The 14377-nt window shown below is 61.7% G+C and carries 13 protein-coding genes; 10 read left to right on the top strand and 3 right to left on the bottom strand.

From position 1 onward, the window contains the following. The first annotated feature begins 13 nt into the window (after positions 1-13). From GOQ28_RS10850 to clsB, 10 genes are all read left to right on the top strand, one after another. Positions 14-796 carry a sterol desaturase family protein gene (locus GOQ28_RS10850; protein WP_160356440.1) on the top strand — a complete coding sequence of 261 codons (783 nt, stop codon included), beginning with the start codon at positions 14-16 and terminating at the stop codon, positions 794-796. A gap of 98 nt (positions 797-894) precedes the next feature. Next, the gene (locus GOQ28_RS10845; protein ID WP_370519922.1) at positions 895-1731 is read left to right on the top strand and encodes a fatty acid desaturase; all 837 of its coding nucleotides are present in this window, start codon (positions 895-897) and stop codon (positions 1729-1731) included. A 23-nt stretch (positions 1732-1754) separates the two neighbouring features. Beyond that, the gene (locus GOQ28_RS10840) at positions 1755-3695 is read left to right on the top strand and encodes a 3-oxoacyl-[acyl-carrier-protein] synthase III C-terminal domain-containing protein (RefSeq protein ID WP_160356439.1); all 1941 of its coding nucleotides are present in this window, start codon (positions 1755-1757) and stop codon (positions 3693-3695) included. Further along, on the top strand, positions 3695-4600 hold the full coding sequence (locus GOQ28_RS10835) for a DUF6999 family protein (protein WP_160356438.1): 906 nt from the start codon (positions 3695-3697) through the stop codon (positions 4598-4600). Before GOQ28_RS10840 ends, GOQ28_RS10835 begins: the two co-directional genes overlap by 1 nt. Positions 4601-4679: 79 nt before the next feature. Next, positions 4680-5969: a putative Na+/H+ antiporter gene (locus tag GOQ28_RS10830; protein WP_160349824.1), complete on the top strand. Its 1290-nt coding sequence runs from the start codon at positions 4680-4682 to the stop codon at positions 5967-5969. Positions 5970-6160: 191 nt separating this feature from the next. After that, complete coding sequence (locus tag GOQ28_RS10825; RefSeq protein WP_160356437.1) at positions 6161-6454, top strand: FmdB family zinc ribbon protein; 294 nt, start codon at positions 6161-6163, stop codon at positions 6452-6454. A gap of 20 nt (positions 6455-6474) precedes the next feature. Next, on the top strand, positions 6475-7116 hold the full coding sequence (locus tag GOQ28_RS10820) for a DUF502 domain-containing protein (RefSeq protein ID WP_160356471.1): 642 nt from the start codon (positions 6475-6477) through the stop codon (positions 7114-7116). Between the two features lie 41 nt (positions 7117-7157). After that, positions 7158-8945: an aspartate--tRNA ligase gene (gene aspS, locus GOQ28_RS10815; RefSeq protein WP_160349826.1), complete on the top strand. Its 1788-nt coding sequence runs from the start codon at positions 7158-7160 to the stop codon at positions 8943-8945. Positions 8946-9067: 122 nt separating this feature from the next. Continuing rightward, on the top strand, positions 9068-9931 hold the full coding sequence (locus GOQ28_RS10810) for an endonuclease/exonuclease/phosphatase family protein (RefSeq protein WP_160349827.1): 864 nt from the start codon (positions 9068-9070) through the stop codon (positions 9929-9931). Beyond that, positions 9928-11142 carry a cardiolipin synthase ClsB gene (gene clsB / locus GOQ28_RS10805; RefSeq protein ID WP_160349828.1) on the top strand — a complete coding sequence of 405 codons (1215 nt, stop codon included), beginning with the start codon at positions 9928-9930 and terminating at the stop codon, positions 11140-11142. The genes GOQ28_RS10810 and clsB overlap by 4 nt, the downstream gene beginning before the upstream one ends. A gap of 30 nt (positions 11143-11172) precedes the next feature. On the opposite strand, the gene GOQ28_RS10800 is transcribed toward clsB, so the two are convergent. The 3 genes from GOQ28_RS10800 to GOQ28_RS10790 all read right to left on the bottom strand — a co-directional run bounded on the left by GOQ28_RS10800 (position 11173) and on the right by GOQ28_RS10790 (position 14203). Further along, positions 11173-12081 (bottom strand): DMT family transporter, encoded by a 909-nt coding sequence (locus GOQ28_RS10800; protein WP_160356436.1) that lies wholly within the window; start codon positions 12079-12081, stop codon positions 11173-11175. A 7-nt stretch (positions 12082-12088) separates the two neighbouring features. Continuing rightward, positions 12089-13531 (bottom strand): MFS transporter, encoded by a 1443-nt coding sequence (locus tag GOQ28_RS10795; protein ID WP_160356435.1) that lies wholly within the window; start codon positions 13529-13531, stop codon positions 12089-12091. Between the two features lie 102 nt (positions 13532-13633). Next, the gene (locus GOQ28_RS10790) at positions 13634-14203 is read right to left on the bottom strand and encodes an SRPBCC family protein (RefSeq protein ID WP_160356434.1); all 570 of its coding nucleotides are present in this window, start codon (positions 14201-14203) and stop codon (positions 13634-13636) included. Between the last annotated feature and the right edge of the window lie 174 nt (positions 14204-14377).

Here is a 14377-nt window from a genome sequence, read left to right as displayed (position 1 = left end):
TGATGGAAGTTCCATGGCACAAACCTTTGAGTCCTTGTCAGTGTGGCAGGTCATCGTCGCGGGTCTGCTGTTCTTTGGCGGGATCTATCTGTTGTTCGGCGCGGTCACTTGGCTGTTGACGCGCTATGTGCTGCCGGCCCTGGGCATAGGCGCGGTGCTGGACCCGCGCCCGTTGCGTCCCGGGCAACTGCGCCATGAGTTCATGCAGTCTGGCGTATCGATCCTGATCTTCGGAGTCGGCATGGTGTTCCCATGGGGACTCGTCAAGCTAGGATGGGCGCGGCTGGATCCGGATGCCGGGGCCGTGCAGATCCTCTTGGAAATCCTGTTGCTGCTCGTCTGGAACGATGTCCATTTCTGGATCAATCACCGGCTCTTGCATACACGCTGGCTGCGGCGGTTTCATCTGCCCCATCATCGATCCGTGGTGACCACGCCGTTTTCCACGTACAGCTTTCATCCCATCGAAGCGCTGATGCTGGGCAACGTCATTCTGTTGCCCATGGTGCTGCACGAGTTCAGTTTCTGGTCATTGTTCTCGGTGCCGTTATTCAGTTTGTTTTTTAACTGCGTCGGGCATGCGAACTACGACTTCTTTCCTCGCGTGTCGTATGCGCATTGGTTTGCGGCGAGCCGGCGGCATCATTTGCATCATGCGTGCTACCACGGCAATTACGGTTTCCAGTTCACGTTCATGGACCGGTTGTTTCGCACCCGCCTGAAGGCCGATGCGGCAGCGGCGCAGCTGGACGCCAGTGCCCGCCGCGTCGGCGTCGCGGTACGGGCTTCGTCATGATGGGCGTAACCGGGGCTGCCCGGTGCGTATCGCGCCTCAAGGGCAGGATAGGATTGCCTGCGCTGCATAACTGGCGAGACGTGCAAAGCCTGGCCTATATGGCCGCCTTGCCTGGTTTGATGGCCTGGCAATGGGTATACGGGTTGAACTGGCTGCTCTATGGCTTGACGCTGTTCTTAACGCTGGGCATCGGTGTGGTGCATCACAATCACACGCATCGGCGTATGTGGCGGCATCGCAGGGCCAATCGCGTAACAGATATGTGCTTGACGTTGCTGCAGGGTCATCCTACTTTTGTGTTCTTTCCCGCGCATATGGGTAACCATCATCGGCACACCCATGGACGGCGGGATCTGGCGCGGACGTACCGGTATGGTGGGGGCGATACCAATCACCTCGCGGGCTATCTCTGGCATCCGTTTCAGGCGGTGGGGAGCTTGTACCCTTTATTCTGGCGGTGGCTCGCAAGGCTGCGGCGTTATCGGCCTGGCGCGGCGCGCTACTGTTATGCGCAGTATGCGGCGTGGTTGAGTCTGTGGGGAGGCCTGCTGGTGATCGATCCCGTCAAAGCGTTCGTCCTCGTGATCTTGCCGCAACTGCATGGCCTGCATTGGCTGCTCGCGACGAACTATCTTCAGCATGCTCATGCGGATGGAGGGCCTCATCGTCGCGCCCGCCTTACCTACGCACGCAACTTCGAAGGTTGGGTCAACCCGTTGCTCTTTAACATCGGCCTGCATACCGCTCATCACGAGCACGGTCGTGTGCACTGGTCCGAGCTTAAGAGCTTGCACAGGAATCTTTACCGTGACCGCATCGACCCGCGCCTGATCGAGCCTGGCCTGGTGTCGTATATGCTTCGCGTGTTTGTGTTGTCGTTGATCTGGTCACGCTACCGTAGCGAATCCTTCATGGAGCCGCAGCACATTGTTTAAAAAGAGCCGAGGAGTCGCTTTTCATGCCAGTTGCCTTTGATCGCGTGTATGTGCAAAGCGCCGGGTACTTCATGCCGGGCGAGGCCGTGACCAATGAAGACATGGATCGCTATATCGCCCCCCTGAACCGTATATCGGGGAGGATCAAGCAACGCATCCTTGCCGAGAACGGCATCAGGCAGCGCTATTACGCCATTGACGAGGCGGGCAACACACGGTGGACCAACGCTGCGCAAGCCGCGCATGCGATAGGCGATTGCCTGCGGCGTCAAGATCGGCCGCTGGCTGATGTGACGATGCTGGCTTGTGGATCATCGGGCGGCGATGTGCTGATGCCCGGGTTTGCCAACATGATTCAGGGCGAACTTGCCGCACCGCCCATGGAGACGCTCTCCGTGCACGGTATCTGCGCGGCCGGCGTAGCGGCCATTCAGGCGGCCGCACAAGGGATAGAGCTCGGCGCGCATCAACGCGCGCTGGCAGTCGCCAGCGAGATGCCGTCGCGATTATTCAAGCGTTCGCGTTTTTCCTCGCGTGCTTATGACGCGGATTTTGATGCGCACTTTTTGCGATGGATGCTCTCCGATGGGGCAGGTGCCTTGTTGCTGGGCAATAGCGGTGAGGCATTGCCCGGGCCATCGTCCGGCGTGCGGCTGCGCTTGAAATGGATTCATCAGCGCGCGTTTTCCGGTGACTACCCCGTCTGTATGCAGCTGGGCCTGCCGGCCGAAGGCGGGCAAGGGCATCTGGATTACGCCTCGTGGACCGAGGCCGAGGAAGCCGGCGCGCTATCTCTGCGGCAGAACATCCGCTTATTGCCCCATCTGTTCGATATCGGCATACACGAGTATGTAGCGCTGGTGCGCGATGGCTGGGTGCATCCAGATCGGGTCGATCATTTTCTGTGTCATTACTCGTCCGAAAAATTCATGCCCATCGTGGCGGATTTGATGGAAAAGGCGGGCCTGGCGATTCCGCGCGAGCGCTGGTTCAGCAATCTGGCCTGGCGGGGCAATACCGGCGCGGCGTCGATTCTGATCATGCTCGCGGAATTTCTGGAGACGCATACGCTCGAGCCTGGTCAACAAGTGTTCTGCTATATCCCCGAATCGGGGCGCTTTATGACGGCGTATATGCTGTTCGAAGCCGAGGCGGTGGGCGCGCCATCGTCCGTTGCGGTAGCCGCGGCGACGCCAGCGGCGAGCGACGCCACCGCACCCGTGGTCGCCTCGGTGCATAGCGAGGATGCCGACACGCTCGCGCCGCCGCACGATCCGGATCTGGCCCCGCAGGGTTTGCGGCCGCTATTAGTGGAGCTCGCGTCGATCTGGCATGCCTATCGCTCACGAGTCTGGCGCACCGCCGTGGTGCGCCGCTTGCGCGAGGGTCGCTTCACCTCGGCCGACTATCTTCAGTGGATGGAGAACTGGATCCCTCAAGTGCGTGAGGGCAGCAAATGGATGCGCGAGGGCGCGGCGTCGTTAAGCGGCCCCTATCTGGCCTTGGCCGATCTGATCGGCCTGCACGCCAGCGAAGAGCAGAACGACTTTCAGATTCTGTTCGAGGACTACCGTAATGCGGGTGGCACCATCAGCGACATCGAGTCCTTGCGCCGCAATCCTGGCGGCGAGGCATTGAACGCCTACCTGCATGCGCTGGCCGGGACGCCGAATCCCATAGGCTTGTTGGGCGCCATCTACATTATCGAAGGCACCGGCCAGCGTATCGTCCCGGCGCTTTTGCCGCTGTTGAAAGCCAGCCTCCATTTGCCGCCCGATCGTTTTCGGTTCCTGGAGTATCACGGTCATAACGACCAGAATCACCTCGCCCGCTGGCTGATGGCGGTGGAAATGGCGCTAGACGTCGATGATCGGGGCACTGCCGAGCGGCAAATCGTCGACACCGCGCGCCGCACGGCGGCGCTGTATCTGATGCAGTTCCATCATGTGATGGAGTCGGAATAATGGCGTCTGAACGCACGCCCGAGTTTCTGACTCGCGAGCATGATCCGGCCGACCCGAGCCCCTGGCTCGCCCTGTACTTGGATCGCAGCACGCCATTGCCCGATGCGGTCAAGGCCGCATGGCTGGCCGATTCCAGTTGCGCATCGCGGCAGTATCTGTTGCCCTTTCTGAGGCCACTGGCACGCGCGTTCATCATCCTGATTCAGGTGATCAAGACGTTCCTGCCGCGCAAGTGGTCGCATTCGAAATTCCTGCACCGCTTCCTGGCCTGGGGGCTTGAGCACTTCGTCTCGCCCGAGGCCAATTGGCTGATCCTGCGTCACTTTCATCTCGGGGCGCAGGTGCTCGCCTTCATCGGTCGCAACGCGCCCGTTCGCGTCGAGACAACGCCGCTCACGCCGCAGTGCATTGCGGACCTGAAGGACGAGATGTTCGTCAAGCATGACCTCAATCTGTTTAACTTCGTGATTCGGTTGAACGGGGCGTTGCGCGAGGCGGGCGTCGACATGCAGGCCCCTGAACGCGTCGACTTTTCAATGATCCGCGATCCCGGGCTGCGTCTGGAGGATATGCCGCAACGCAAGCGCAACTTCCTCGATTTGCAAAGCGCCATCGAGTTGTTCACGCCGCTCTATCAGCTGCTGCTGACCGATAACGATTTCTGGCGCGCGGCCAATTCACTGCAGCTCGATGAGACGATCGGTATTTACGCCGCGCAGATACTCGGCGCGCCTCAGCACCTGATTCTGGTCAACAATAAGCATCCCTTGGTACCCATGTCGACCTTGCGCGCCGGATATCGGTTGGTGCTGCATGGTTTGTCCACCGAGATGTTGCATAGTCTCTTGATGCAGCTAAAGGCCGAGTCGCAAGCGCAGGCCGCTGCCGACGCCGCGATTATCTGATCATGGCGGGTTATAGTTCAGATCGTTTTTCTTGAGCGCGTCGTTTACCGACGCGCTGCTTCGTTGTCAGGTCCTGTTTATGCCACATACCACTGAGGTTTTGGCCACCATTTTGTTCGCGGTGGCGGTGATTCATACGTTCTCCGTCTCTTTCTTTGCGCGTCTGGCGCATCGCAATGGCCCGCACGCGGGCGTCTGGCACATGTTGTCCGAGGTGGAGGCGGTGTTTGGCGTGTGGGCGTTCGTGCTGATCGCCTGTATGGCGCTCATGAGCGGCGGTGGGACGGCGATCGAGTATGTGGATTCGCGCAACTTCACCGAGCCGCTATTCGTATTTGCCATCATGGTGGTGGCCGCGAGCCGGCCGATACTCGAACTGGTGGGCATGGTGGTGCGCGCGATTGCACGGATACTGCCCATGAGCCGAGAAGTGGCGACCTTCTTCGTCGTGATGTCCTTGGTGCCCTTGGCCGGCTCATTTATCACCGAACCGGCGGCCATGACCCTGGCGGCCATCCTGCTGCGCGATGGTTATTTCCGTCAGGCGGGCAATACGCGCTTTAAGTACCTGACGCTCGGCGTGCTGTTCGTCAATGTGTCGATTGGCGGCGTACTGACGGCCTACGCCGCTCCGCCGGTGCTGATGGTGGCCTCGACGTTTGGCTGGGATTCGGCCTTTATGGCGACGCACTTTGGCTGGCGCGCCATGGTGGCGGTGTTCCTCAATGCCGCCGTACTGACCTGGATCTGCCGCGATGCGTTAAAGAGCCGCAGCGTGGGCACCGGCGGCGGCGTCAATGCTGCGGAGGACGAGGCCTCGCGTCGTCCGCCCGTGCCGTGGCCCGTCATTATTGTGCATATGCTCTGTCTGGTGGGCGTTGTGCTGACCGCGCACCATCCCGCCGTGTTCCTGGGCATTCTGATGATGTTCATCGGTTTCGCGCATGCCTATGAGCGTCACCAGAACCGTCTGCTGATCCGCGAGGGTCTGATGGTCGGCTTCTTCCTGGCGGGGCTGGTCGTGCTGGGCGGGCTACAAAAATGGTGGCTGCAGGATCTGCTGGGGGGACTGGAGCCCACCGTTTTGTTCTTCGGCGCGACCGCTCTGACCGCGGTGACGGATAACGCGGCGCTGACCTATCTGGGTTCGCTGGTCGAGGGCTCCAGCGCGGCCTGGCAATACATGCTGGTGGCCGGCGCGGTGACCGGCGGCGGTCTGACCGTGATCGCCAACGCGCCTAACCCGGCGGGTTACGCAATCTTGCGGCCGTTCTTTCCGGATCAGGCCATTTCGGCGGGCAAGCTGTTGATATCCGCACTGGTGCCCACCGCGGTCGCGGCGGCGATGTTCCTGTTGCCGGTGGGTTGATTCGCTGGGCGCGGGGGCGACGGCGGGTGACCCCGGCGGGTGACCCCGGCGGGCGCCCCGTCTCTCGTCAGCAAAACCCGCTAAAATTCAATACTTTCCCGTATTGGATCCGGCGCCGCCAGGCAGCCGCCCGCTTGGCCGGGTGGCAAGACGGCGGTTTTTGATGCCGGTGTGCCTGGAAGTTCCCAACCATGCCTATCTATGCTTACCGATGCAGCGCCTGCGGCCATGCCCAGGACGTGCTGCAAAAAATGTCTGACGCGCCGCTGACGGTTTGCCCCGAATGCGGCCAATCCACGTATACCAAGCAGGTCACTGCGGCTGGATTTCAGCTCAAGGGCTCTGGCTGGTACGTGACGGATTTCCGCAATAACGGCTCGAGCGGTGGCGCTTCGTCGTCCTCGGGCACTAGCGCACCGGCCACGGCCGCTAAGACCGAGAGTACGCCCGCCGCCGCTCCGGCTGCCCCGGCTACGACAAGTTGAGCGGCGTACCCGCGATGAGCATGCGCGTCATCAAGAAGTTTTTCATCACCGGCCTGCTCATCTGGGTACCGCTGGCGATCACCGTCTGGGTGCTCGGGCTGCTGGTGGCCACGCTCGAGGGCTTTGTGCCCAGCTTCTTGTCGTCGCAGGCGCTCTTTGGCGTCTATATCCCTGGCTTTCGCTTTGTACTGGTGATCACGGTCGTCTTGCTGACGGGCGTGTTCGCCGCGAATCTTTTGGGTCGCTCGTTGCTCGAGCAGTGGGAATCCCTGCTCGGGCGCATTCCGCTGGTGCGTTCCATCTACAATTCGGTCAAGCAAGTCAGCGACACCGTGCTCGCGCCCAACGGACAGGCGTTTCGCCAGGCCGTGCTGGTGCAGTATCCGCGCGCCGGGTCATGGACTATTGCGTTTCTGACGGGCGCGCCGGGCGGCGAGGTAGCGGAACATCTGCCGGGCGAACATGTCAGTGTCTATGTTCCGACCACGCCGAACCCGACCTCGGGCTTTTTTTTGATGATGCCGCGTGACCACGTGATCGAACTGCAAATGAGCGTGGACGCGGCATTGAAGTACATCGTATCCATGGGCGTGGTGGCGCCGCCGGCTCCGAATGCCGTCTCCGCCACCCCCATCCCGGCGGCCCCAGCCGCCGATCTGTAAACTTTTTACGCTGACACACAGCACCTAGGAGTCATCCCGCAATGCGTACCTGCTACACCGGCGAGGTTTGCCGTGACCATCTCGGCCAGACTGTCACCTTGTACGGCTGGGTGAACCGCCGCCGCGACCACGGCGGGGTCATCTTTATCGACCTGCGTGACCGCGCGGGGCTGGCCCAGATCGTGTTCGATCCGGACAATGCCGCCTTTGCCACCGCCGAACGTCTGCGCAATGAATTCTGCATCCGCGTGACCGGCCTGGTGCGCCTGCGTCCGGAAGGCACGGCCAATCCGGAACTGGCTTCGGGTGAAATCGAAGTGCTGTGCAAGGAAGTCGAAATCCTGAACGCGTCGGTCACCCCGCCGTTCCAGCTCGATGACGACAACCTGTCGGAAACCACGCGCCTGACGCACCGGGTGCTGGATCTGCGTCGTCCGCAGATGCAGCGCAACCTGATGCTGCGCTATCGTGTCTCGATCGAGGTGCGCAAGTTCCTCGATCAGCTCGGGTTTATCGATATCGAAACGCCGATGCTGACCAAGAGCACGCCCGAGGGCGCGCGCGACTATCTGGTGCCTTCGCGCGTTCACGACGGCCATTTCTTCGCGCTGCCACAATCGCCCCAGCTCTTCAAGCAGATGCTGATGGTCTCCGGTTTCGACCGCTACTATCAGATCACCAAGTGCTTCCGCGACGAGGATCTGCGCGCCGACCGTCAGCCCGAATTCACCCAGATCGATTGCGAAACCTCGTTCCTGACCGAATTCGAAATCCGCGAGATCTTCGAAAACATGATTCGTCATGTCTTCAAGACCGTGCAAAACGTCGAACTGCCGGCGCCGTTCCCGCAAATGACCTGGACCGAAGCCATGCAGCGCTTTGGTTCGGACAAGCCTGACCTGCGCGTGAACCTGGAATTCACCGACGTCGCCGACATCATGCGTGATGTGGACTTCAAGGTGTTCGCCAGCGCCGCCACCACGGCCGGCAGCCGCGTCGTGGCACTGCGCGTGCCCCACGGCGGCGAACTCTCGCGCAGCGAGATCGACGCGTACACGCAATTCGTCGGCATCTATGGCGCCAAGGGCTTGGCCTATATCAAGGTCAACGAAGTCGCCAAGGGTCGCGAAGGCCTGCAATCGCCCATCGTCAAGAACCTGCACGACGCCGCGCTGACCGAGCTGGTCAAGCGCACGGGCGCGCAAGACGGCGACATCATCTTCTTTGGCGCCGATCGCGCCAAGGTGGTCAATGATGCGCTGGGCGCGCTGCGCGTGAAGATCGGTCACAGCGAATTCGGCAAGAAGCACGGCCTGGCCTCCAGCGACTGGAAGCCGCTGTGGGTGGTCGATTTCCCGATGTTCGAATACGACGAGGAAGAAGGCCGCTACACCGCTGCTCACCACCCGTTCACCAGCCCCAAGGACGGTCACGAGGACTTCCTCGAAACCGACCCGAGCAAAGCCTACGCCAAGGCCTACGACATGGTGCTCAACGGTTGGGAAATCGGCGGCGGCTCGGTTCGTATTCACCGCGAAGAGGTCCAGAGCAAGGTATTCCGCGCGCTGAAGATCGGCGCGGAAGAGGCCCGCGAGAAGTTCGGCTTCCTGCTCGATGCGCTGCAGTATGGTGCGCCTCCGCACGGTGGTATCGCTTTCGGTCTGGACCGTATCGTCACCATGATGACGGGCGCCGAATCGATCCGCGACGTGATCGCCTTCCCCAAGACGCAGCGTGCGCAGTGTCTGCTGACCCAGGCGCCGTCCACCGTCGACGAGAAGCAATTGCGCGAGCTGCACATCCGCCTGCGCAACGTTGAAGTGAAATGAAGTAAGCTGCGGACAGAGGGTGGTGTGCGTTGCGGTTAGACGCATGCCACGGATCCGTCAGCCAGGAGGAGGGCAGCTTTAGGCTGCCCTTGTCCGTTGCATAGAGGGGCGTCATTCGGTTCATGTCGCTAATCCGCGTCGTCAGCTACAACATCCACAAGGGACGCTCGTCCCTGGGACATCGCGAATCGCTCAATGGTTTGCGATTGGGTCTGTACGGGTTGCGCCCCGACCTGGTGTTTCTGCAGGAAGTACAGGGCCGCAATGACCAGCGTTCCATGCTCGATGCGCAGCATGAGTCCCTGGCCGCAGCCCTGCATTTGAATGTCGCCTATGGCTGTAATGCCGTACGCGACCGTACCGAGCACGGCAACGCATTGCTGTCGCGGTACGACATTCTGGACCACGAAAATCAGGACATCTCCGATCATCGCCTGGAGCAGCGCGGGTTGCTGCATGCGCGCGTGCGCATTCAGGATCGGGATGTGCATTGCTTTGTCGTGCACCTCGGGCTCTTTGCCGGCAGTCGCACGCGGCAAATCTCCGCCCTGACCGAGCGCATCTCGCGTCTGGTGCCCGATGGCGATCCGATTCTGATCGCCGGCGACTTCAACGACTGGAACGACAGGCTTGCCCCCTTGTTCGTGCAGCAGTTGGGCGTGGTGGAGGTCTTTGCCAACGCTCCCCGCAGTCATGGCGGCGACCTGCCGAAACTGCGCGACTCCGTGCGGCGCCTGAGCAATGCGCTGCGCGGCGTGCCCAATGCCTTTGCCGTGCAAGAGCGCAGCAATCAGTTGGGTATGGATGGCGCGGTGTGTGCGCTGGCGCCCCCACCTCGCACCTTTCCGGCCTTGTTCCCCTGGTTCCGCCTGGACCGCATCTACCAGCGCGGTTTCGCCGTGCGTAGCGCGCGCGTGCTGCGTGGACGTCAGTGGGCGCGCCTGTCGGATCACGCGCCGCTGCTTGCGGAGCTCGAGCTGCCGTGAAGGGCGATATCGTCAGGCTGGACTGGACCGACGATAACGTCATCGAGCTGCTGCAAAATGGCGCCGACTTTTTTCCGGCGCTCTGTCAGGCAATCGATGCCGCGCGCGTCAGTGTGCACCTGGAAACCTATATCTTTGTGCTGGATCGAACCGGCGTAAAGGTCATGCAAAGCCTGGAGCAGGCGGCGCGTCGTGGGGTGAAGGTGCGTGTGGTGCTCGATGGCTTTGGCTGCGCCGATTCGGCGCAGGCCGTGCACGACCGGTTGCGTGCGGCCGGTGCGTATTGCCGTGTTTTTCGTCCCGAGCCACCGTGGTATCGACGGCTGGTTCCCTCGCGCAGCCGACTGCGGCGTCTGCACCGCAAGGTGACGGTGGTCGATGGCGAGGTGGCCTTCGTGGGCGGTATCAATGTGGTCGATGACTACGACGATCTGGACCCAGACGATGGCATCGCCACGCCGCGCTTTGACTTTGCCGTGCGAATCAGAGGGTCGTTGGTCGCCCGGGCCGTGCATGCCCAAGAACTCCTGTGGGTGCGTTTGAACTGGGCACGCCTGCGCCGGCATCCGCGTGAATGGGGCAGGTTTCGGCTGGGCGTACCCGCCAGGAAGCCCCCGGTCGCCGCAGTGGGCGCTCAGCGTGCCGCACTCGTGCTGCGTGACAACGTGCGGTATCGGCAGACTTTCGAGCGCGCGTATCTCTATGGCATCGAGCATGCGACACGCGAGATCTTGATTGCCAACGCTTACTTCTTTCCCGGCGGTCAGTTTCGTCGCGCACTGCTTGACGCGGTCAAGCGGGGAGTGCGCGTACGACTATTGCTGCAGGGCAAGGTCGAATACCACTTGCAGTACCACGCCACGCGGTCACTGTACGATCAGCTGCTTGAGGGCGGCGTCGAGATCTATGAGTACATGCCGAGCTATCTGCATGCCAAGGTAGCGGTGATCGACGACGTGGCGACGGTGGGCTCGTCCAACCTGGATCCGTTTAGCTTGCTGCTCGCGCGCGAGGCCAATGTCGTGGTGGACGATGCAGCGTTCGCGCACGAACTGCAAGAACGCTTGGAGACCGCTATTCGCGATGGAGGCCGCCTTGTGCGCCGTTCGGACTATGACAAGCGCGGATGGGGCAAACGCTGTGTGGATGCGGTGGCTTATCGGATGCTGCGTATTGGTGTGGCATTGACGGGGCGCGCTGGCGACTATTGATCGCCGCGAATTCCCTGAGGGGTGGCACCGTTACTCGCTGCGCGTGGTTGTGTTGGGCTTGGCCTCTCGCTTGGCGCCGCCGATTAAACCCAACGCGAGGGCTGTGCCCAGCATGATCACGCAGGCGCCCGCCAGAATCGAAGGCGTCACGCTTTCGTTAAGCAGCCACACGCCCCACAACACCCCGAATACCGGCACCAGCAAAGTCACGCTGACCGCGGCCGTCGGGCCAATGCGGCTGATGAGACGAAAGAACAGGATATAGGCGAAGCCGGTGGAGCCCACGGCCAGCGCCAGCGTCGCCAGCCATGCCAAGCCTGACACCGGCGTCTGCGGCCAGTGCAAGACGGCGAAAGGCGAAAGAATCAGAGCTGCCGCCAGCATGGACCCCGTGGCGCTCGAAAGCGCATCGACATGGCTCAGGAATCGTTTGGTCCAGTTGGCCGCGATGCCATAGCAAAGCGGCGCGCCAATAGCGGCCAGAATCGCGGTTCCCCCGGCATCGCCGCCGCGAAAATCCAGTTTGTCCCAGACCAGAACGACGATACCCACCACCGCGATACCCAGGCCGATCGTACGCGACATCGGCAGGCGATCTTTGAACCATATCCATCCGATGACCGCGCCCCAGACGGGTGTGACGGCATTGGCCACCGATAGAAAGCCCGCTCCCAACGACTGCGCGGCATAGGTGTACAGGATGAAGGGAATCGCTGAGTTGAGCGCGCCCACGCCCAGAATGGCTCTCCAATGTCGCGCAATGACGGGCAGCCGGCCGCGCATCAGAGCGATGGGCAGCAGCGTCAAGGCACCGAAACTCACCCTCAGAGCCGCAAGCGGGCCGGGACCGAATTCGGGTACCGCGACACGCATGAATAAAAAAGACGCGCCAAACAAGGCGGCCAACGTGATCAGGTCCAGCAGATCGCGACGTCGCATGGCGGGCTCAGGCGTTGCGACGTGCGGCCTGACGGGTCAACACGTTTTTCATTTTCACGCGATGCGCGAGATAGGCGCAGATCAACGCCAGCACGGCGGAAAACACCAAGCCCATGCGCACGCCATCGAGCACCGAACTGCGCGCGATGGCGATGCCCACCAATGCCGTGCCGGCGGCGCTGCCAATGGCCCGCGTCGTCTGCACCAGCGCGGACGCCACACCCACATCGCGCCGCTCGCTCAGCATCTGCATGAATAGCGTCAGGTTAGGCAACAAGAATCCCAATGCTGTGCCATTGACGAAAAACGCCGCCAGGATCCAGATCACGGGCGAGTCGGCATTGAAGGTCAGCACCATCAATGAACCCACGGCCAACAAGCAGCCGCCAAACACCATGAGCCGTTGCGGCTCGGTCTGTTTCGGAAACAGATAGCCGCTGACGATACTGCCCACCGGAATCGCCGCGACCAGCGGCGTCAGGAGCAGCCCCGCCTCGCTGGGCGTATAGCCCATCTGCGTCTGCAGCAGCAGGGGACTGAAGAAGATCAAAATAAACATCACCGCACCGACGGCCAGTGACGCGATGTTCAGCAACTGCGGCTCAGGCTGCGCGATGACGCGTAATGGGAATATCGGCCACGCAATACGCCGTTCATACGGAATCAAACACGCGATGGCCGCGATCCCCGCGACGGCCAAGGCCAGTGCCGCCATGGGATGCGCATGTCCGCCAGGAGCGAAGCCTAATTCCATCGCGGCCAGCGGTGCACTGACCGCGATGACTAACAACAAAGCGCCCAGCCAATCAATGCGCCGTCCGCCGCTTTGTGCGCCGGCCGGCCGCATGCGAGGGAAATAACGCACCAGCAAGAACATCGCCACGATCGCGGCGCAAGGCGAAATAAAGAATGCCGCCCGCCAGCCCAGCGCCTGGGTCGCGGCCCCACCCAGCAAGGGTCCGATGCCACTGGCCATCGCGAAGGTGGCCGACACCAGCGCCAGCCAGCGCACGCGTTCCTTGGCATCAGGAAACAGGTCGGCGGGCGCGGCGAACGCCGTGGCGATCATCATGCCGCCGCCTACGCCTTGTAGCGTCCGAAACGCGATGAGCTGCTCCATCGACTGCGATAGCCCACAGGAAATCGAGCCTAGCGCGATAATGGCGATGGATAGCAGCATCCACGGCTTGCGACCGAAGAGGTCGCCCAGCCGTCCAAAGATCAAAATCGACGCGGCCGTGGCGAGCAGATATCCCGTACCCACCCACGCGTAGAGCGCCATGCCATTGAGCGCCTCGGCCACGCGTGGCAATGTGGTGCTCACAATGGTGGAATCAAACGCAGCCAGTACCACGGTCGCCGACACGCCCGCCATGGCCATCAGCAGATCACGTTTAGTTCGAGGCGGTTCGGCGGGCGATTCGGCGGGAGGCGTGGCGGCTGCGTTCATTGCACCAAGGATATCATTGACCGATCAGAGAATTAAACATCATTAGCGTGCCCGGTGCCATGGCATCGCACGCATCGCGTCCGAAAAGGCAAGGTGCGCGGTTTATTTGAAAAACGCGTGGTACCCCACGAGCGCCACCACCACGGCGATGACAACCGCCCAAGACCAGCGCGACGCCGCCAGCCCGCGCTCGGGTGGGCCGGCAGGCGCGGGAGGGGGCGCGGTGCGTGGCAACTTGGCCATGTGGTCGATAAAAGCGGCGAAAAACTGCGACACCACTTTGTTGCCGGCCTTTAGCAATAGCGGTTCACCGACTTTCGCGAGGCTGCCACCGGCCATGGCGGCTACGGTATAGGCCAGCCGCGTGCCATCGTCTTTGTCGGCAAGCTGGATCTGTGCCGTGCCAATGGCAAGGCTGGCGGTTTCGCTTTTGCCCTCGAACGCCAGTGAGCAGCTATGGGGCGGGTTTAATTCCGAGAGCAAGACTTCGCCTTCATATCGGGACTCCACGCCGCCCACCTGGCTTTGCAGGCATAACGCGTACTCCGTCGGTGAACGTCGCTCGATGTGGACGCACCCCGGTAAGCACTTTTGCAGCACGGCGGGATCCATCAACGCATCCCAGGTCTGATGCGGGGTGGAGGGAATCCATTGGGCATCGGCAATGCGCATGGCGGTCTCCTCGATCTATGGGATAGATCCATTGTGGACCTGGCCGTGGCGCTTGTCACTGATTTGAGGTCGGCGCCGCCCGGGTGACGCCCTGGTGCGACATCTCAAGCCGTTCGCCACTGGTAGCCAAACGGCATAATTAGATGCAGGTAAACTGCGCATACACCCAATATC

This window comes from Bordetella sp. 02P26C-1, assembly GCF_009763255.1.
Lineage (GTDB): Bacteria > Pseudomonadota > Gammaproteobacteria > Burkholderiales > Burkholderiaceae_B > Bordetella_A.
Note: the sequence above shows the minus strand (reverse complement) of the source record. Positions and strands in the feature narration are given on the sequence as shown.